General features: G+C 70.3%; 19 protein-coding genes. 4 read left to right on the top strand and 15 right to left on the bottom strand.

The features are described from left to right. Positions 1-111 precede the first annotated feature (111 nt). Both N4G63_RS17840 and N4G63_RS17835 read left to right on the top strand, forming a co-directional pair. Positions 112-1,281: an Acg family FMN-binding oxidoreductase gene (locus N4G63_RS17840; RefSeq protein ID WP_260787497.1), complete on the top strand. Its 1,170-nt coding sequence runs from the start codon at positions 112-114 to the stop codon at positions 1,279-1,281. A gap of 140 nt (positions 1,282-1,421) precedes the next feature. Next, complete coding sequence (locus tag N4G63_RS17835; protein WP_260787498.1) at positions 1,422-2,030, top strand: TetR/AcrR family transcriptional regulator; 609 nt, start codon at positions 1,422-1,424, stop codon at positions 2,028-2,030. Positions 2,031-2,048: 18 nt separating this feature from the next. Here N4G63_RS17835 and N4G63_RS17830 read toward each other — a convergent pair whose 3' ends face one another. The 8 genes from N4G63_RS17830 to N4G63_RS17795 form a co-directional block, all read right to left on the bottom strand. Next, complete coding sequence (locus tag N4G63_RS17830; protein WP_314600008.1) at positions 2,049-3,116, bottom strand: NADH:ubiquinone reductase (Na(+)-transporting) subunit F; 1,068 nt, start codon at positions 3,114-3,116, stop codon at positions 2,049-2,051. Positions 3,117-3,133: 17 nt separating this feature from the next. Beyond that, entirely contained in the window at positions 3,134-3,496 is a 363-nt protein-coding gene (locus N4G63_RS17825) for a phenol hydroxylase subunit P4 (RefSeq protein WP_260787500.1), read from the bottom strand. A gap of 42 nt (positions 3,497-3,538) precedes the next feature. Beyond that, positions 3,539-5,230 carry a YHS domain-containing protein gene (locus N4G63_RS17820; RefSeq protein WP_260787501.1) on the bottom strand — a complete coding sequence of 564 codons (1,692 nt, stop codon included), beginning with the start codon at positions 5,228-5,230 and terminating at the stop codon, positions 3,539-3,541. Between the two features lie 31 nt (positions 5,231-5,261). Continuing rightward, the gene (locus N4G63_RS17815) at positions 5,262-5,579 is read right to left on the bottom strand and encodes an MmoB/DmpM family protein (protein WP_260787502.1); all 318 of its coding nucleotides are present in this window, start codon (positions 5,577-5,579) and stop codon (positions 5,262-5,264) included. Positions 5,580-5,638: 59 nt separating this feature from the next. Further along, a complete protein-coding gene (locus N4G63_RS17810; protein ID WP_260787503.1) occupies positions 5,639-6,634 on the bottom strand; it encodes an aromatic/alkene monooxygenase hydroxylase subunit beta in 996 nt (331 codons plus the stop codon). A gap of 67 nt (positions 6,635-6,701) precedes the next feature. Continuing rightward, a complete protein-coding gene (locus tag N4G63_RS17805) occupies positions 6,702-6,986 on the bottom strand; it encodes a phenol hydroxylase subunit (RefSeq protein ID WP_260787504.1) in 285 nt (94 codons plus the stop codon). A gap of 309 nt (positions 6,987-7,295) precedes the next feature. Further along, positions 7,296-8,417 (bottom strand): Rieske 2Fe-2S domain-containing protein, encoded by a 1,122-nt coding sequence (locus N4G63_RS17800; RefSeq protein ID WP_314600007.1) that lies wholly within the window; start codon positions 8,415-8,417, stop codon positions 7,296-7,298. Positions 8,418-8,527: 110 nt separating this feature from the next. Beyond that, positions 8,528-9,562, bottom strand: a complete 1,035-nt coding sequence (locus N4G63_RS17795; RefSeq protein WP_260787506.1) for a PDR/VanB family oxidoreductase — start codon at positions 9,560-9,562, stop codon at positions 8,528-8,530. 190 nt (positions 9,563-9,752) lie between these two features. On the opposite strand from N4G63_RS17795, the gene N4G63_RS17790 reads away from it, so the two are divergent. Further along, positions 9,753-11,477 carry a sigma 54-interacting transcriptional regulator gene (locus N4G63_RS17790; protein WP_260787507.1) on the top strand — a complete coding sequence of 575 codons (1,725 nt, stop codon included), beginning with the start codon at positions 9,753-9,755 and terminating at the stop codon, positions 11,475-11,477. A gap of 196 nt (positions 11,478-11,673) precedes the next feature. Beyond that, entirely contained in the window at positions 11,674-11,856 is a 183-nt protein-coding gene (locus tag N4G63_RS17785; protein WP_260787508.1) for a hypothetical protein, read from the top strand. Between the two features lie 42 nt (positions 11,857-11,898). Here the strand turns inward: N4G63_RS17785 and N4G63_RS17780 are convergent, their stop codons facing one another. From N4G63_RS17780 to dmpE, 7 genes are all read right to left on the bottom strand, one after another. Then, positions 11,899-13,734 (bottom strand): sigma 54-interacting transcriptional regulator, encoded by a 1,836-nt coding sequence (locus N4G63_RS17780; RefSeq protein ID WP_260787509.1) that lies wholly within the window; start codon positions 13,732-13,734, stop codon positions 11,899-11,901. Positions 13,735-13,770: 36 nt separating this feature from the next. Continuing rightward, complete coding sequence (locus N4G63_RS17775) at positions 13,771-14,688, bottom strand: SphA family protein (protein ID WP_260787510.1); 918 nt, start codon at positions 14,686-14,688, stop codon at positions 13,771-13,773. Between the two features lie 63 nt (positions 14,689-14,751). Beyond that, positions 14,752-15,516 carry an SDR family oxidoreductase gene (locus N4G63_RS17770; RefSeq protein ID WP_260787511.1) on the bottom strand — a complete coding sequence of 255 codons (765 nt, stop codon included), beginning with the start codon at positions 15,514-15,516 and terminating at the stop codon, positions 14,752-14,754. 4 nt (positions 15,517-15,520) lie between these two features. Beyond that, a complete protein-coding gene (dmpG, locus tag N4G63_RS17765) occupies positions 15,521-16,624 on the bottom strand; it encodes a 4-hydroxy-2-oxovalerate aldolase (protein WP_260787512.1) in 1,104 nt (367 codons plus the stop codon). A gap of 14 nt (positions 16,625-16,638) precedes the next feature. After that, the gene (locus N4G63_RS17760; protein WP_260787513.1) at positions 16,639-17,577 is read right to left on the bottom strand and encodes an acetaldehyde dehydrogenase (acetylating); all 939 of its coding nucleotides are present in this window, start codon (positions 17,575-17,577) and stop codon (positions 16,639-16,641) included. Positions 17,578-17,795: 218 nt separating this feature from the next. Next, positions 17,796-18,611: a 2-oxo-3-hexenedioate decarboxylase gene (gene dmpH, locus N4G63_RS17755; RefSeq protein WP_260787514.1), complete on the bottom strand. Its 816-nt coding sequence runs from the start codon at positions 18,609-18,611 to the stop codon at positions 17,796-17,798. Continuing rightward, positions 18,608-19,405, bottom strand: a complete 798-nt coding sequence (gene dmpE / locus N4G63_RS17750) for a 2-oxopent-4-enoate hydratase (RefSeq protein WP_260787515.1) — start codon at positions 19,403-19,405, stop codon at positions 18,608-18,610. The genes dmpH and dmpE overlap by 4 nt, the downstream gene beginning before the upstream one ends. Between the last annotated feature and the right edge of the window lie 5 nt (positions 19,406-19,410).

Genomic DNA, 19,410 nt, shown 5'->3' with positions numbered 1-19,410 from the left:
GGCACGCAGGGCCATGCAAGGCCACGCAAGGCCAGCTCATCGTGCATTGGATTGACTTGTCACCGCTCGGTGACTAGAGTTGTCACTCATTGGTGACTTGAGGCCTGCACGATGCAACGACGCGCGTTTGTCCGCCTGGTGGGCGGTGGGGTGGTGCTGGGCGCCGTGGGCGGCCTGGGCGCTTGTTCCGGCCGCTTGCCGGCCGAGGCCATTGCCGCCTGGCAGGGGCCGGGGGCCGAGCCCGACCTGCGGCGCTGGATCCTGTCCCACGCCATCCTCGCGCCGCACTCGCACAACCTGCAATCGTGGCTGGTGGATCTGCGCACGCCCGGCGAGATGCTGCTGCGCTGCGACCCGCAGCGCCTGCTGCCCGAGACCGACCCGTTCTCGCGCCAGATCATGATGAGCCACGGCTGCTTTCTCGAGCTGCTGGATCTGGCCGCACGCCAGCGTGGCCAGCGCGCGCAGATCACGCTGTTTCCCGAAGGCACCTACGGCCCCGACCAGATCGACGCCCGGCCGGTGGCCCGTGTGCGCCTGGTGGCCGAGCCCACGCTGGCGCCCGACCCGCTGTTCCAGCAGATCCTGTCGCGCCGCACCAACCGCCAGGTGTACGCGCTCGAGCGGCCGGTGCCGGCGCCGGCCTGGCAGGCCCTGGCCGAGGCGGTGCGGCCGCACCCGCTGCGCTTTGGCTTCATCGGCAGCGATCAGGCGGGCGCGGCCACGGCGCTGCAGCGCCAGCGCGAGGTGGCGCGCCAGGCCTGGCGCACCGAGCTGGTCACGCCGCGCACCCTGCTCGAGTCGTACCGCTGGCTGCGCATCGGCGCCAGCGAGATCGCGCGCCACCGCGACGGCATCTCGATCACCGACCCGATGCTCACCGCGCTCGACCGCCTGGGCCTGTTCAACCGCCAGCAGGCCCCGGCGCCCGACGACACCGCCATCCGCACGCAGCTGAAGGACTTTGACGCCAAGATCGCCTCGGCCCCCGGCTTTGTGTGGCTGGTGAGCGAAGGCAACAGCCGTGTGGTGCAGATCGAGGCCGGGCGGGCCTGGGCGCGTGTGCAGCTGGCCGGCACGGCCCTGGGCCTGGCCATGCATCCATTGCAGCAGGCCCTGCAGGAGTACGCCGAGCAGGCCCAGGCCCATGCCGAGATCCACCGCCTGCTCGGCGCCGAGCGGCCCTCGCACACCGTGCAGATGTGGGCGCGCGTGGGCCATGCCGAACCGGTGGAGCCGGCGCCGCGGCGCGGGCTGGACGCGCAACTGGTGCGCGGATGAGCCGGCCGGGCCGCACGCCCGCACCTGCGGCCTCACAGGGCACACCGGGAACGCCTGGCAGACAGTCACCCAGGGCACGCGCCACCGCCGAGCCACGCCCGCGCGACCGGGCGGCCACCGAAGAGCGCATCCTCGGCGCGGTGGGCGAGGTGCTGGCGCGTGACGGCTTTGGCGGCATCGGCGTCACCGCCATCGCCCGCCAGGCGGCGGTGGACAAGGTGCTGATCTACCGCTACTTCGGCAGCCTGCCCGAGCTGCTGCGTGCCTGGGGCGAGAGCAGCCGCTTCTGGCCGCGCGTGGCCGATCTGCTGGGCCCCGAGCCCCAGGCCCTGCTGGCGCTGCCGGCGGCCGAACGTTATGCGCGCTTCTTCGAGCACTTTGTCGACGCGCTGCGGGCCCGGCCGCTCACCGTGGCAGTTTTGGCCGGCGAGGTGCACGAGCGCAACGAGCTGACCGCCATTCTTGAAGCCGAGCGCGAGCAATGGGGCGCCGAGGCCGCGCATGTGCTGGGCGGTGCCGAGTGGGCGCAGCGCCCCTGGCTGCAGGGCGTGACCCTGCTGCTGGTGGCCGGCGTGCAGCACCTGCTGGTGCGCAGCCGCCAGATCCGCGTGTTTGGCGGCCTTGATCTGCACGACGATGCCAGCTGGCAGACGCTGAAGCAGTCGCTGCGCGCACTGGCCGCCTTGATGCTGGCCGACGAGCCGCCCGCGGCCGCGCCAGCGCCGGTGCCCCGGCGCACCCGGCGCTGAGCCCCGCGCCCGGCGGCGCTACACCGAGCGAAACACCGGCGAGCGTGCACGCTGGGCATCGGCGGCCGACAAGAAGCGCTCGGTGTGGATGTCGCGCTCGAACAGCCGGCCCTGCATCAAGCTGCTCAGGCAGGCATCGATCATGGCCGGCGGGCCGCACAGATAGGCCTTGTGGCCGCTGAAGTCATGGCCGAAGTGCGCGCCGGCCACCTCGTGCACCAAGCCGCGGGCGCCCATCCAGCCGCTGCCGGCCGGCTCGTCCGACAAGGCCGGCAGGTAGCGCAGGTTGGCATGCGCGGCGGCCAGCGCCTGCAGGCGCTCGTGCAGGTACAGCTCGCTGCGCTGGCGCTGGCCGTAGACCAGGGTGATCGGCAGGCGGCAGCCCTGTTCGAGCAGATCCAGGATCATCGCCAGCGGGCTCGAGAGCCCCGAGCCGCCGGCCATGAACAGCAGCGGCCGCCCATCCGGCCCGTGCGCCGAGCGGCGCACGAAGAAACGGCCATACGGCCCGGCCAGCGGCAGGCGGTCGCCCACGGCCAGCTGCTGGTGCAGCCAGCCGGTGCAGGCGCCGCCGGGCACCTGGCGCACATGCAGGTCCAGCAGATCGGCGCGCGAGGGCGGGCTGGCAATCGAGAACGCCCGCCGCTGCGCCAGCGCCGGAATCTCGAGGTTGATGTACTGCCCGGCCTGAAAGCGCATCGGCCGCTCGAGCTGCAGGCGCAGGATGCGCACGCTGAGCGAGGCCTGCTCGATGGCCACCACCCGGCCCACATGGTCCTGCACCGGCAGGGCCAGCGCATCGGGCTCGTCGTCGATCTCGGCCTCGATCACCAGATCGGATTGCGCGTGTGCGCAACAGGCCAGGGCCCGGCCCTCCTCGCGCTCGAAGTCCATCAGCGCGAAGGGCGAGGCCTCGCCGTGCTCGACCTCGCCTTCCAGCACGCGCACCTTGCAGGTGGCGCACAGGCCGTGGCAGCAGGCATGCGGCAGCCACACGCCGGCACGCAGGCAGGCGTCGAGCAGGGTCTGGCCCTCGGCCAGATCCAGCGTCTGGCCGAGGGGTTCGATGCGCAGTTGAAAGCTCATGCCGCAGCGCCCCGCCGTCAAAAGGCCGCGCCGGCCAGGCCTGCCAGGCCCGGCGTGCGAAAGCGCAGCACGGCCTTGTGGCCCAGGCCGTTGTCGGCCAGGCTCTGGTCCATCGCGGGCGTGAAGCGCTCGCCCGAGCGCAGCCACTCGGTGGCCGCCCAGTCGATCTGCGCAAACTGCGGGTGCTGGCCATACAGGCCGGGCAGCACCTGCTGCACCAGCGCACCAAAGGGCATGCCCGGCGGCACCGGAATGCACAGCGGCGTGGCGAACATCAGGTGCTGGTCCCAGCCGATGTTGAGCAGCTGCTGGCCGTGGAAGTGCTCCACGCTGTCCTTCATGCTGCCGTGGTAATCGGGCGAAATGGCCTGGACGGTCATGGTTGAAAGTCTCCTTGTGCGCTGGGGCGGGCCATGCGGCGATCAGGCCGGCTGGCGCTGCGGCGGGGTCTGCGGGGCGGTGTGTGGCGGGGTGTGTGGTGGGGGCGGCGTGGCGGCCTGCGGGGTGGGCTGCGGGGCGCTCTGCATCGGGTCATGCATGCTGGCCGGGCGCTGGGTCCAGCGCTCCCAGTTCTGCGCGTCCACATGGCCGTGGAAGCTGCCGCCGTCCACGCCGGCCGTGATGCCCATGTAGCGCAGCGCCTCGACCAGCGGGTTGAAGCCGGGCGCGCCGGGGTTCACATCGGGCAGGAAGTAGCTGCCCTGGTAGATCTGGTGCACCGGCAGATGGGCGTGCACGTACTTCTGCGGCTCCTTGGCAAAAATCTCGCGGCAACCGTCGCTGCAGCAGTGGAATTTTTCGCCCAGGTAGCTTTCTTCGCGGTAGCAGATCTGCGTGGGGTCGTCGGGCTCGGTGAACAGCAGCGGCCACTGGCACACCTGGCACAGCTGCGGCAGCGTGGCATTGGCAAACGGTGTGCCGGCCGCTTCCAGTGCGGCCCAGTGCGCGTAACGTGGGCGGTAGTACCGGTCGAAGGTATCGGGGTACTTGGCCGACAGCCACTGCTGCTCGTCCTGGCTGGGCAGCCACACCGCAAAACCCGCCGCATGCCTGAACTGGTAGAAGGTGCTCCACAGCTGGTGGCTCACATGGGCCTTCTCCTTCACCGTCACGTCGGCGTGGCGGGGCGGCCGGATGCCGTAGCGCGCCAGGTCGGCAAACAGCGCGCCGCCGTTCTGCTCGTAGTAGATCTCCCAGGCCTCGGCCCAGCTCATCACGCGTTTGGGCAGCATGTAGTCCATCATGGCCGCCACCAGGCTCAGCAGGCGGTAGCCGCGCCAGAACCACTTGTCGATCCAGCCCTGCACGATGGGCACGTTGGCCGGGTCTTGTTCGAGCAGGAACTTGATGACCTCGATGCCCAGCGTCATGTGCCGGGCCTCGTCGCTTTGCGCGCTGAAGCCGAAGCTCACCGTGGACATGTCGCCGTTGTAGGCCGCGCCCGACATCCAGGGCATGAACACCAGGTTGGTGAGCACGTATTCGAACGCGAAGCAGATGCCCACCACGAACTCGAAGGGTCCGCTGGACACGGCATCTTCAAAAAAGCTCTTGGGGATGCTGAGGTACCAGGTGCGGTCGTACTGGTGCGGAAACTCGCTCATGCCCGCGAAGTACTTGCTGTAGTGGCTCAGCGCGTGGGTCTGGGTCTGGGCATGGCGCAGTTCGTCGATGGCCTGCATTTGCGCGGCAATGCGCGCGGCCGTGCCCGGAAACTCGCGGCCGATGATGTTGAAGCCGCGGTGCGAGGCGTACTCCATGCCGACCACGCCGTTGATGAACAGCTTGAGCGCCTGCACGTAGCGCACATCGCTGACATTGAACTGCGCGTTGTTCTGCTGAAACGCATCCAGGATGGCGTAGAGCTTGCGCTCCTTCTCGCCCTGGTACTTCCAGTAGGCGTCCATGGTCAGGCGAAAGGGGTCTTCCCACTGCTCCCAGTCGTGGATCTTGATGCCCTCGAACTGCGCGTGGCGAAACACATCCTCGGGCTTCTGGTAGCTGGGCTCCCAGCCCAGGTCGCGCGTGAGCAGGGCGTAGTTCTCCTTGAGGCTGAGCTTCCTGGCCGCGGTCTTGGCGGCTTCAGCGGTGGGGGTCAGGGTGGCTGGGTTCATGGTGTCTCCTCGGTGTCTTGAATCGGCGCGATCAGGCGGCGCGCCAGAGCAGGGTGAACTCGTCGTCGGTCTCGTCGATCTCGCCCGACAGCGAGACCAGGTGGATGTGAACCTCGCGCAGATCGAAGGCCCGGCCCATGGCCTCTTCGATGCTGGCGCGGCACACGCGCAGACGGCCGGGGGCGGTGAGCTTGACCAGGCCGGGCAGTTCGTCCACCACGGCCAGCGGGTTGTCGGCGGCAATGGCCTGCACGATGGGCAGGGTGTCGTTGTTGGCCTGCAAGGCGATGAACACTGGTTGCTGGCTGGTGCGCACGGCGGCCGGTGGGGTGGCGGTGGTGGTGGTCATGCAAGGCTCCTGCAGGTGGGGTGGTGGCGGGGCATCACGGCGTTCAGGCGTTCAGGCGCTCAGGCGTCCAGCCCCAGGCGGGCCAGGCGTGCGCCCAGGTCGGCATCGGCCTCGCGCAGCGCCGGGCCACCGTCGCGGCCCATCGCGGTTTCAGCCAGCGGCGCCAGGGCGGCGCCAAAGGCCTCGCGCCACTGGCGCGCCCAGGCGCTGATCAGGCTGCGGTTGGCCGCGCTCTCGGCGGCGCAGGTCTTCAGCACCGCATCCACCCAGCGGGCATGTTCTTCCTGCCAGCGCAGCGGAAAGTCCAGCACCGTGGCCAGCGCCGTGCCGTGCTGGCTGGCAAACCAGGCCTCGTAGCGCTGCAGCAGCGTGCCGTACACCAGGCCATCGGCCACCAGGGCCTGGGCCACCAGGGCCTCGAACCAGTCGCGCCGCACGAACACGTTCTCGATCTCGCGGCGCAGCGGCTGCCAGGCGGCATCGGCCATCCAGCGCTGCTTGGCCCGGGCCAGCGAGCTGCCGGTGTTGCCATCCAGCAGCAGGCCGATGCGCGACAGGTGCTGGGCCATGCCCAGGCGGTCCATCACGCCCATGGCCGCGGCCTGGGTGATGGCCGTGCCCCAGCCGTAGGCGGCCACCTCGGCCAGGTTGGTGTTGCCGCCCCATTCGAAGTGGCGCAGCGGCAGCACCGTGGCCAGCACCGACTCGCGCGCCGCCTCGGGCAGGCTGCTGAGCAGGCCGCGCCGCTCGGCCAGGTCCAGCTGCCGGTCGGCCGCCTCCTGCATGCGGCTGCGGGCGATGGTGTAGCTGCCGTAGTAGTACTGGCGCGGGTCCTTGGCCGCGTACCAGTCGTGCATGGCCACGGCCGTGCGGCGCGGGTCGTAGATGTCGCGCCCGGGGTCCCACAGCGGCTTGTAGTGGAAGTTCAGCTCCGACTGCAGCTGGTAGGTGCCTTCCTGGTAGCGGCTGGCCGGCTTGTCGCCAAAGCGCCGCGCGATGTGGCCGAAGGTGTGGCGCAGCGGCTTGACGCTTTGCACGCGGATGTCGACGGTCATGGGCTTGTCTCCTCTCTCGTGGCTGGGTGCGGGTTGGATGGGGTGAACCGGGTAGCGCGGGCGTGGGCTACTCGGCGAGGCCGGGCCGGCCGTGGCGCCACTGGGCCTGCTCGGCGGCCAGCGCGGCGGCCTGGGCATCGCCGATGCGGCGCACCTGCTGCTCGGCGCAGAAGGCCTCGAAGGCCGGGCGCGGCAGGATCAGATCCACCGCCAGATCGGGCGTGCCGATGGCGAAGTCGAACTCCACAAAACCATCGGGCCGGTCGCGCGTGATGCGCACCCAGCGCTGGCTGGGATCGGGCGCGGCGGGCGCTGCGGGTGCGGCGGTGGCGGCAAAGTCGGGCATGGGCATGGCGGGTCTCCTGGCGCTGGGGCGCGCGGCCTGCCGGGTGTCTGGCATTGCGCAGGCGGCGGGCTGGCCAGGTTTCAGTGCGAAGCCCGTGCCATGCCGGGCCGGTGGCCGAGATTCCGCGGGAAAGCCCCAGGCTCCAAGGCTCTGCCGGGCCGGCGGGCGGCCGCCGGAGCGGGCCCCGGCCCGCGGCATGCCGCCCATGCTGCGCTGCGGTGTTGAAAGCTGCGCAGCCAAGCCGGCCTGGGCGTCGGCCGGGGTGTGCAAACCTGTGCAGGCCGCGCGGCTGGCGGCGGCCGGGGCCTGCGGCGTCTACTGGTAGCGGCCTTCGGCGGCCATCATCCGCGCCAGCAGCCGGCGCACGCGCACCGGCGCCACATCGCTGCTGATCAAGACCGGGTTCAGTGCAAAGAAGTCGCTGCTGCCCATCTCGCGGTGCACGGCCTCGATGATCGGGCCGTCTTCGTTGACGAAGGCGCCGTGCATGGCCTGGATCTTCATCTGGTTGAACTCGCCATCGTCCACCGCATGGTTGCGGCGGGTGGCAAACCAGTAGTGCGTGTGGCCCTCGCTGGCTGGCGTGCAGGTGTGCACGTCGTACTGGCCGGTGGTGCTGTCCAGGGCCAGCGGCGCGGCCTCGTCCTGCGTGGCGCCGATCACCAGGCGGATGGTGGCCGGCGCATGCCAGGTCACCTCCACGAAGTGCCGTGCCGGCTCGGCCGGTTGCGGCAGAAAGTTGGCAAAGATCAGCATGGCCGGCTGCTGCTGCCATTGCCAGCGCACGCTGACCGTGCCGTTCTCCTCCTTCACCGGCGGCACCAGCGGCGACAGCTGGCCGCGCGTGCTGATGATCTCGCCATGCACATGGTCCACATGGCTCAGGTCCATCACGTTGTCGATGATGAGCTCGTAGTGGGTCTTCATCGGCATGTAGGTGAAGGCGATGCCGGTGTCGGGGCCCACGTCCAGCGGGCTGAAGTCGGGCAGCTTCGTGGCGTCGGCCGGGGCGTCGCCCATCCAGATCCACACAAAGCCGTGACGCTCCAGCAGCGGGAAGCTGCGCACCCGGGCCGCGGCCGGAATGGCGCCACTGCCATGCGGGTTGTGGGTGCAGGTGCCGCTGCAATCGAAGCGCAGCGCGTGGTACCTGCACACCACGTCGTCGCCATGGCGCTGGCCCATCGACAGCGGCACAAAGCGGTGCGGGCAGCGGTCGTGCAGGGCCACCGGCTGGCCGCTGGATGTGCGGTAGAGCAAGACGCCGGTGTCGAGCAGCTGGCGCGAGAGCATGCCCTCGGTGGGCAGCTCGGTGGCCAGCGCTGCCGCGTACCAGCAGTTCAGCAGGTAGGGCGTGGCCGGCTTGCCCACGGGGTTGCCGCTGGGGTGCAGCAGGATGCTGCGGGCGGGGGAGGCGGTGGTGGTGGTGGTGCTCATGAGGTGTCTCCTGGTGGATGAGCGTGGTGAAAAGCCGCCCCGGGCTGAGCCCGGTGACGGCGCGGAAAACGCAAGCCCGGGCGCTGCAGAGCTCAACGCCAGGGCCTGGCTCAGCGGCCCGGCGCCGGGTCTGCCCAGCCCAGCGGTGCCAGCACCAGCTGCGCCGACAGCGCGCGCGAGCAGCAGGGCGTGAAGCGGCGCTCCAGCGTGTGCTCGTGCTCGCCATAGACCATGTCGCGGTGATCGGGCTGGCCGGCCAGCACCTGCACGCAGCACTGGCCGCAAATGCCCTGCTCGCACGACAAGGGGATGTCAATGCCCGCGGCGATCAGCGCCTGCGCCACGCTGTGCTGCGGCGCCACATTCACCCGCTGCCCGCTGGGCGCCCACAGCACGCTGAGGCCTTCTGGTGCGACGGCCGGTTCATCACGGCCTGCGGGCACTGCAGCCGGCGCGGCGAAATGCTCCACCACCACGCGGCCATCGGCCCAGCCCAGCTGTCGCGCCGCGCCCTGCACCGCGGCCATGAAGCCCGTAGGCCCGCAGGCAAAGGCCAGCGCTTGCGGCGGCTGGCGCGCCAGCAGCGCGGCCAGATCCAGCGCCGGGCCGGGCCCATCCACATGCACCTGCACGCAGCCGGCCCAGGGCGCCGTGCGCAGGCGCTGCGCAAAGGCCAGGCGCGCGGCGCTGCGCACGGCCACATGCAGCTCAAAACTCTGGTCAGCCGCCCACAGCGCCTCGGCCATGGCCAGCAGCGGCGTGAGCCCGATGCCGCCGCCCAGCAGCAGTGTGTGCGGCGCGGGGCGCAGCGCAAAGGCATTGCGCGGCGGGCCCACGCTGAGCACATCGCCCACCTGCACCTGCTGGTGCAGCCAGCGCGAGCCGCCGCGCCCGGCCGGCTCGCGCTGCACCGCCACGCAGTAGCGCTGGCGCTCGGACGGCGCATTGCACAGCGAGTAGCAGCGCACGCGCGGGCCGCTGACGGGCGCATCGGCCGGCAGGTGCACATCGATGTGCGCGCCGGCCTCGAAGGGCGGCAGGTCGGCGCCCGCCGGGTCGCGCAGCTCGAAGGCCAGCACGTCTTCGGCCACCACGTCGCGCCGGGCCACCTGCAGGCGCAGCGTGGCCGGCTTGGCATCCACCATGGGCTTGTCTCCTTGCATTGTTTGGCAGCGGCCAATGCAAGCCACGGGCCACCGCGCCAGGCTGTTGATTCCTGGACATTCGCACTCGCACCAATGGCCCCGGGCGCCGCGGCGCTTCATGATTCCAGGCAACCGGGCGCGGGCCGTTTCATGGGCTCAGCAAGCAGTCGGCCATGCAGGAGCGCGCGCGATGAACCAGAGCCTTGGCCCCAGCCAACACACCCAGACCCTGGCCGCGCAGCTGCGCTTCTCGCCCGAGGCCGGGCACATCCAGCTGTTCGACCAGCGCATGCTGCTGATGCATGCCAGTGCGTTTGCATCGCTGCGGCGCGAGCTGATGGCCAGCCTGGGCCAGCCCAAGGCGCGCGAGCTGCTGATGCGCCTGGGCTGGCAGCAGGGCTTCGAGGACGGCCAGCGCGTGCGCCGCATGGTGGACGCGCAAACGCCCCAGGCCCTGGCCGAGGCGCTGGCCCTGGGGCCGCGGCTGCGCGAGATCGAAGGCTTTGTGCGCCACCAGCCGATCGACGAGATGCGCATGGACATCGAGCGCGGCCAGTTCTGGGGCGATTTTTTATGGCATGGCAGCTGGGAGGCGCAGGCCCATCTGGCGCACAGCGGCGTGAGCGGCGAGCCCGCCTGCTGGACCATCGTGGGCTATGCCGATGGCTACAGCACCGCCGTGGCCGGCGTGCCCATCCACTGGCGCGAGGTGGAATGCGTGGCCATGGGCCATGCGCGCTGCCGCGTCATCGGCCGGCCACTGGCCGAGTGGGAGGCGCAAGACCGCCAGCCCGGGACCCAGCCGCATGCCAGCTACCTGCGCATCGACAGCTTCGTGGGCACGCCTGCGCAAGAGCTGGCGGGCTTTGTGGGCGCCTCGGCCGGCTTCAATGCAGTCGCTCACCTGGTGCGCAAGGTGGCGCCCACCGACAGCACCGTGCTGTTCAAGGGCGAAAGCGGGGTGGGCAAGGAGTGTTTTGCCCGCGCGCTGCACCAGATCAGTCCACGCGGCGCGGGGCCGAAGCCGGGGCCGTTTGTGGCCATCAACTGCGCCGCCATCCCGCCCGATCTGGTGGAGGCCGAGCTGTTTGGCGTGGAGCGCGGCGCCTTCACCGGCGCCGACCGGCCGCGGCCCGGCCGCTTTGAGCGCGCCGAGGGCGGCACGCTGTTTCTGGACGAGGTGAGCAGCCTGGCCCTGGCCGCCCAGGGCAAGCTGCTGCGCGCGCTGCAGGAGCGCGAATACGAGCGCGTGGGCGGCACCGAGCTGCGCCGCGCCAACGTGCGCATCGTGGCCGCGGCCAATGTCGACCTGCGCGACGAGATGGCCGCCGGGCGTTTTCGGCGCGACCTGTTCTACCGCCTCAACGTGTTTCCCATCGAGATACCGCCGCTGCGCGAGCGGCGCGAAGACATCCCGCTGCTGGTGGCGCTGTTTCTGCGGCGCAGCAGCCAGCGCCTGGGCAAGACGGTGCAGGGCCTGGGCCCGCGCGCCTATGCCGCGCTGTGCGACTACGACTGGCCCGGCAATGTGCGCGAGCTTGAAAACATGATCGAACGCGGCGTGATCCTGGCCGACGAAGGCGGCCAGCTCGACGTGCAGCACCTGTTTGCCGGCGGCGAAGAACTGCGCGGCCAGCCCACCTGGGGCCTGGGCGGCAGCGGGGCGCTGGAGTTGGCGGGGGCGGCGCCCGAGGCCGCGGGCGGCGGATCAACCGCGCCTGCCGGCACCCCATCATCCCTGGCCGATCAGCTGCTGGCCTCGTTGCCCTCGTTCGACGCCATCGAGCAGTTGCTGCTGGACCGGGCGATGGCGCAGTGCGAGGGCAATGTGTCGGCCGCAGCGCGGCTGCTGGGGGTGGGGCGGGGGCAGATGGACTATCGGTTGAAGAAGCGCGAGAGAACCGAGCCCATGTGAGCCGCGTGGTTCCGCCATGGCGAGGCCATCAGGCTTTCGCCGACCAGGAGGCCTTGGCGAGGCGATCTGGGCTCGACCATGCAGCGCGTCTGCAATACCTTGGCCCGCATGAAGACCGCCTCGAGCGTGCCCAGTACACCGAAGACCTGGCACGGCAGACCGCGTACTCGAAGCCATCGAATCCATCGAAGCGCCCTTGCTGGCGCTGGCCAGGCCGCCATTTCTGTTCCGCAAGGTGGCGGGCTCGCGCTCGGGTCTGCGCCGTGAACTGGTGAACGCGTTCGGCGCATCGGGCCATGTGCTGCAGTACGAAATCGCCTCGCCCCAGCCGGTGGGGGTGCTGGCCGTGCGGCATCGGTTGGAGGGTGAAGGCCACTGACAGCGCGCTGCGTTGCCAACTGCTGCGGTGCCAACCCCGCCGTCAATCACCGAGTTCGGCAAATTTGCCTGCCACCCCCTGCGCCAAGCCCTTCAATCGATAGATCAATTGCGACCGGCTCAAACCCAGCAGCCGCGCGGCGGCCGACTGGTTGCCACCGGTGGCTGCCATGGCCCGCCGCACCAGTTCGGCCTCCAGCGCATCCAGCGGCACCTGGGCTTCGCGCCCACCAGCGCACCGTCCGGCCAGCAGGTCTTGCACACGCTGGCCCAGGGTGTGGGCCTCGCCGAGGTCGTCGCGGCACGGTGATGCTGTCGATCCCTCGTCTGCATCGTTCAACGCTCCCGCCCGGTTGCGCAGGCTGCCATCGCGCTGCAGCGCCAGCCAGTCCGCGGGCAGTTGCTCATCGCCCAGAAACAGCTGCGGCGTGTCGATGGCGCCGCCGTCGCTGGCCAGCACCACGCCGCGTTCCACCAGGTTCTCCAGCTCGCGGATGTTGCCGGGCCAGTGGTAGGCCAGCATGGCGTCGATGGCCCGGCCGGTGAAGCCGCTCACCTGGCGCCCGTCGCGCCGGTTGTACTGGTGCAGGAAGTGGTTCATGAACACGGGGATGTCTTCGCGCCGCTCGCGCAGCGGGGGCACGCGGATGGGCAGCACGTTCAGCCGGTAGTACAGGTCTTCGCGAAAGCGGCCGGCCTGCACCTCGTTCTTCAGGTCCAGGTTGGTGGCGGCCACCACGCGCACATCCACCGGCATCGTGGCCGTGCCGCCCACCCGCTCGATCTCGCGCGCCTGCAGGGCGCGCAGCAGCTTGCCCTGGGCCGTCCAGCCCAGGATGCCGATCTCGTCGAGAAACAGCGTGCCGCCGTGCGCGCGCTCAAAGCGGCCCGGTCGGCTGGCCAGCGCGCCGGTGTAGCCGCCCTTGTCCACGCCGAACAGCTCGCTCTCGATCAGCTCGTCGGGGATGGCGGCGCAGTTGATGGCCACGAAGGGGCCCTGCGCCCTCGGGCCGATGCGGTGCAGGGCCTGGGCCAGCACCTCCTTGCCCACGCCGCTTTCGCCGAGGAACAGCACGGTGGCCCGGGTGTCGGCCGCGCGCCGCACCATGTGGCACACGGCATTGAAGCCGGCCGAGACGCCCACCACGGCGCTGTCGCCCAGCAGGTGGCGGGCGGCGCTGGGGGCGGCACCGGGCTCAGGCGCCGGCCCCGTGGGCAGCGCGGCCACGCCCTGGCTCAGCGCATCGGCGCGCAGGTGGGCCAGGTCGTCGGCGGCGTCGGCGGCATCGCCCCAGGCTTCGGCGGGCCGCCCGACGATCACGCAGTGCGGCGCGCCCTGGGCGCGGCACTGCAGCTCGCGAAACACCACCGGCCGGCCCATGAAGCGGCTGACAAAGCCGCTGGCATAGCCCACCTGCTGCCAGCAGGCGGTGTGGCCCACGATGCCGTACACCTGCACATGGGCCTCGGCCTCGGCGCTGCCATGCCAGTTGAATTCACCCAGGAAGTGGCCGGCCTCTTCGTCCAGCTCCAGCGTCACGGCCTCAACCCGCGCCACGCCTTCCAGCATGTGCAGTTGCGGGCCGATGGTCACGGCCTCGGCCGGGCGGTCGCTGCAGCGCAGCTCGCGTGCCAGCTCGGCATCGTGGGCGCCGCAGTTGTAGCCCATGCGGGTGATCAGGCCGCGGGCCCTGTCCAGCCCCAGGCTCTCGATCAGCTCCTGCCGCAGCACGCCCATGGCGCTGTTGTGCAGCAGCAGCATGCGCTGCTGGTTGAGCCAGATGCGGCCCTCGCGCGCATCGAAGTGCAGGCGCGAGACCAGTTCGTCGGTGGGCGACAGCGCTGCGCACGCGCAGCCCACGGCTTGCAGCGCGGCCATCGGTCGCTCTCCTGGTTGGGGTGGGTGTGGCCCGGCTCAGAACGCGAACACCGCCTTCAGCCAGGCTGCCGTGCCCTGGGTGTGCCAGCGCGCGCCGCTTTCCTTCAGCACACGCGCTTCCAGCGACCAGCCGGCGGGCGACTGGTAGCGCACCGCCGGGCCGAAGGCCATCACCTTGGTGCGCACGCCATCGGCCACGGTGGCGCCGCCGGCCTGGTCGTCGGTGGTCTGGTGGATCAGGCTGCCTTGCAGGCCCAGCTGCCAGCCTGGGGCCACGTGGAAGCCCAGGTTCCAGTCGGCATGAAGGTATTGGCCCGAGCGGTAGTCGGTGTCGCCGTTGCGGCCATTGATGCTGTAGGTGATCTTGGCCGAGACATCCAGCTGCGGTGTCAGGTACGAGAAGCCGACGATGGGCCGCCAGGTGGTGTAGTGGTGGCCCAGGTTGACGCCGCGGTTCTTGTCATAGGCGCCGGTGGGCAGCACCACGTCGAGTGCGGCCACGTAGTGGAACGTGGGCGTGTGCCAGGCCACGAAGGGGCCGGCCTCGATGTCGCCCACGCCGCTGCGGCTGTCGCTGTTGCCGGCGGCGCTGAGCTTCACCCTGGCCAGCGGCACGATCACGTGCCAGCCCAGATTGCCGCCCAGCACCTGGGTGGGCAGCACCTGCACGAAGCGGCCCACCACGGCATCGGCCGTGACCTTGAAGCCGGGCACGGCCGAGTCGCCCGCGCCGTTGTTGAAGCGCGTGCTCTGGTAGTGGTTCAGGTACACCAGGCCGTAGCTGCCGGGCGGGGGCAGGGCGCCGGCGGTGAAGCCTTCGGCCCCGGCGGCGGCGCTGGTCAGGCCGTTCTCGGTGGCCTGGGCGGCACCGGTGGCCAGCCAGCCGATGAGGGCCACGGTGGCGAGCTGGACGGCGGCGCGCGCGCGAACGCCTGCCTGCATCTGGAACTGCATGCTTGTCTCCTGTTGATATTCTTCAAACAACGCGGCCGAGGACCCCCATGGCCCGCGGCGGGTTCAGGGCAGCCCGTGTCTGCGGCCTGCATCCATGAACAAGGTGCTGCCGGCCAGGGCATCGGCCTCGCGCGCCAGCAGCAGGGTGATGGCCCAGGCGATCTGCTCGGGCGTGGTGAAGGCGCCAATGGCGGATTCGGCGCGCATCTGCGCCAGCACCTGGGTGGTGGCCAGGCCATCGCGCTCGGCGCGCGAGGCGGCCACGCGGTGCAGGCGCTCGGTATCGGCCGGGCCGGGCGCCAGCAGGTGGGCGGTGATGCCGCGCGGGCCATGGGCCCAGCTGAGCTGGCGCACCAGGTTGGCCAGCGCGGCATTGGCCACGCCGGCGGTGGCGGCATAGGCCGTGGGCTCGAAGCCGTAGTGCCCGCCTATGGCCAGCAGGCGCGATCCGGTGGCCAGCCGGTCATCGGCCGCGCGCACCAGGCGCATCAGGCCGGCCACCTTGATGTTGACCGCGTCCACCACGGCGGCCGTGGATGCTTGCAATACGCCGCCGGCCGTGGCCACGCCCGCGCCCTGCAGCAGCAGGCGCACGGGGCCTGGCAATGGCTTGAGTGCGGCGGCGATGGTGGCGATGGCGCTGTCATCGCCAATGTCGGCCTGGCAGGCCCGCACGCCGGGCACGCTGTGGGCCAGGGCTCGCAGTGCATCGGCATGGCGGGCCACGGCCAGCACCTGCAGGCCGTGCTGCACCAGCCTTTGCGTGATCACCGCACCCATGGCGCCGGTGGCGCCAACCACCACCGCGATGCCTTGCTCGGCAGCCATGGCGTCAGGCCGCCGCTTGCGCGCTGGCCTGGGTGCCGGCCTGGGCGCCGGCCTGGGCGCCGCGCACCACGTCCTTCAGCAAGCCGCGCTGCTTGGCCAGCGTCATGGCGGTGTCCTCGATCATGTCTTCCTGGCCGGCGATCATCTTCTTGTGGCCCAGGGCCACCAGGATGTCGCGCGCCGGCACGCCAAAGCGCGCGGCGGCCCGCTTGGCATGCAGCAGAAAGGTGGAGTACACGCCGGCAAAGCCCAGCGTGAGTGAGTCGCGGTCCACGCGCACCATGTGGTCCATCATCGGCACGATGATCTCTTCGGCCACGTCCATCAGCTGGAAGAGATCCACGCCGGTGTCGATGCCCATGCGTTCGCACACCGCCACAAACACTTCCAGCGGCGTGTTGCCGGCCCCGGCGCCCAGGCCGGCCACCGAGGCATCGATGCGGCTGGCCCCGGCGGCGATGGCGGCGATCGAGTTGCTGATGCCCAGCCCCAGGTTGTGGTGGCCGTGGAAGCCGATCTCGGTCTCGGGCTTCAGCGTCTGGCGCAGCGCATCCACCGCGGCCGTCACGTCGTCGGGCAGCATGGCGCCGGCCGAGTCGGTGATGTAGAGGGTTTGCGCGCCGTAGCTTTCCATCAGCTTGCCCTGGGCGGCCAGGCCCTGGGGCGAGTTGAGGTGGGCCATCATCAGAAAGCCGGTGGTGTCCATGCCGAGCTTGCGCGCGCAGGCGATGTGCTGGGGCGAGGTGTCGGCCTCGGTGCAATGCGTGGCCACGTGCACGCTGCGGGCGCCGCAGTCGTAGGCGCTGTGCAGCTCGCGCATGGTGCCCAGGCCGGGGATCAGCAGCACGCTCACCTTGGCCTGCTTCAGCACCGGGCACACGGCGCGCAAGTATTCTTCGTTGCTGGCCAGCGCAAAGCCGTGCTGCAGCGAGTTGCCGCCCAGGCCAGCGCCATGGGTCACCTGGATCAGCGGCACGCCGGCGGCATCGAGCGCGCGGGCCACCTTCACCATCTGTTCCACGCTGATCTGCTCGCGCTTGGCATGCATGCCGTCGCGCAGGCACATGTCGTGCACCAGAACCTTGCGGCCTTTGAGATTGCTTGTCATGGTTTGGATCGTCCTCAGGCAGTAGCCGCCTCGGCCACCACAGGCTTCAACGTGATGCTGCCGGCCAGGATCTCCTCGGCAAACATCTCGGCGGTGCGGCAGGCGGCGGCGGTCATGATGTCGAGGTTGCCGGCGTAGGTGGGCAGGTAGTCGCCTAGGCCCGCCACCTGCAGAAACACCGCCACGCGCTTGCCATCAAACAGCGGGCCGTTCACCAGGCGGTAGCCGGGCACGTACTGCTGCACCTGCTCGATCATGGCCAGCACCGAGTCGATGATCCGGGTCTGATCGGGCTCGGTCTCGCACAGGCAGTTGATGGTGTTGCGCATGATCATCGGCGGCTCGGCCGGGTTGATGATGGCCAGGGCCTTGCCCTTTCTGGCGCCGCCCACCTTCTCGATGGCGGCCGAGGTGGTGTAGGTGAACTCGTCGAGGTTGGCGCGTGTGCCCGGCCCGATCGACTTGCTGGCCAGGCTGGCCACGATCTCGCCATAGGCCACCGGCTGCACGCGGCTGATGGCATGCACGATGGGGATGGTGGCCTGGCCGGCGCAGGAGATCATGTTGACGTTCATCTCCACCTGGCCCACATGCGCGGCCAGGTTCACGGTTGGCACGCACAAGGGGCCGATGGCCGCGGGCGTCAGGTCCACCATCAGCACGCCCAGCGCATTGAGCTTGCGCGAGTTCTCGGCATGCACATAGGCGCTGGTGGCGTCAAAGGCGATCTGGATGCCATCGGCGGCCACATGCGGCAGCAGGCCGTCCACGCCCTCGGCGGTGGTCTTCAGGCCCATGTCGCGGGCGCGCTGCAGGCCTTCGGATTGCGCGTCGATGCCCACCATCCACACGGGCTCCAGCACGGGGCTGCGCTGCAGCTTGTAGATCAAATCGGTGCCGATGTTGCCGCTGCCGATCAGGGCGCAGCGGATCTTGCGGTTGGGTGTGGTCATGAGAGATTTCCAGTCGTCATTCGGGAGTGATCCGGGCGTCGCGGATGACCTTGCCCCAGCGCGTGTTCTCGTCGGCGCGTGAAGCTGGTGCGCGGGTGGTACGGCAGCCTGGCCAGCAGCTGCGGCGCGATGGCCAGGCTGCTGATCACAACCACGCCCAGCGTGTAGCCATCCGATGCTTGCCGCGCAGCCCGCGGCGGGGGCGTTGTCAGCGGGCGTTAGCCCAGGCGGAAGCCCACGCTGCCCAGTTCTTGAAAGCGGGCGCAGACGTGGTCGCCCGGCTGCACCGCAATGGCCTCGGTGATGCCGCCGCTCATCACGAAGCTGCCGGCCGGCAGGCGCTCGCCGATCTCGTGCAGCACCTTCACCACCAGGGCCACGGCATCGGCCGGGTGGCCGGCCACGGCGGTCGACGCGCCCAGGGCGACCGGCTCGCCGTTTTTCTCGAGCACCACGCCCAGCGTGGCCAGGTCCACATCGGCGGGAAGGCGGGCGCGGCCACCGGTGACATAGCGCGCCGACGAGCTGTTGTCGGCCACCACGCTTTGCAGATCGAACTTGAAGCCGGCAAAGCGCGAGTCGATCACCTCGATGGCGGGCACGACAAAATCGGTGGCGGCCAGCACCTGCGCACGCGTGACATCGGGGCCGGCCAGCTCGGCCCGGGTGACGAAGGCCACCTCGCACTCCACCCGCGGGTGCACCAGGTCATGCGTGGCCACCACCGAGTTCTCGGGCCTGAAAAAATCGGCCAGCAAGAAGCCCACGGTGGGCACGCGCACGCCCATCTGGTCCATCTTGGCCTTGGAGGTGAGGCCGGCCTTCCAGCCCACTTGGCGCCGGCCCTGCGCCACCCAGCGGCGCAGCAGCTGCAGCTGCACCGCATAGGCATCGCCCAGGGTCATCGCGGGGAAGTCTTCGGTGAGCTTGGGGATGGCGGTGGCGCTGGTCTGCGCGGTCTCGATGCGGTCGGTTAGCTGGGCGATGTGGGCATCACTCAGCGCGCGCTGCATGGTGAGCGGGTTGTCGGTCATACAGCGGCCTTTCCGTGGAAGCGTGCGCGGCAGGTGCCCAGCCCGCCGATGGTGCAGACCAGGTCGTCGCCATCGGCCACCGGCAGCAGCGGCGATTGCGAGCCCGAGAGAATGACCTCGCCCGCGCGAAAGGGCAGGCCCAGCCGGCCCAGCGTATTGGCCAGCCACACCACGGCATTGACGGGCGAGCCCTGCACGGCCGCGCCCACGCTGGTGGCGTGCAGTGCGCCATTGCGCTGCAGGCTCATGCCGGCCAGCTGCAGATCGAGCTTGCGCGGGTCGCCCTTGGCCTGGCCCAGCAGAAACACGCCGCAGCTGGCGTTGTCGGCCACGGTGTCCTGGATCTTGATCTTCCAGTCGCGGATGCGGCTGTCCACGATCTCGAAGCAGGGCGACACATAGGCGGTGGCGCGGATCACGTCGGTGGCGGTGATGCCGGGGCCGACCAGATCGTGCGCCAGCACAAAGGCCAGCTCGGCCTCGGCCTTGGGCTGGATCAGGCCGTTCAGGTCGACGCCATCGCTTTCGGAGCACACCATGCCGCTGGTGAGCTGGCCGAAGTCGGGCTCGTAGACGCCCAGCATGTCCTGCACCGGCTTGCTGGTGACGCCGATCTTCTTGCCGATGATGGTTTCACCGGCCTGCACGCGGCGCGCCACCATGCGGCTCTGGATGGCGTAGCCGTCGGCCACGGTGATGGCTGGAAAGCGCTCCAGCAGCGGCGCCACGGTGGCGCGGGCGCGCCAGGCGTCGTACAACGCGTCGCCGCAGGCTTGGATGAGGTCAGGGGTCATGTGCG

Source organism: Aquabacterium sp. OR-4, from assembly GCF_025290835.2.
In the GTDB taxonomy this organism is placed as follows: domain Bacteria; phylum Pseudomonadota; class Gammaproteobacteria; order Burkholderiales; family Burkholderiaceae_C; genus Pseudaquabacterium.
The sequence above is the reverse complement of the archived record's forward strand: the minus strand, read 5'-3'. Positions and strand labels throughout refer to the sequence as shown.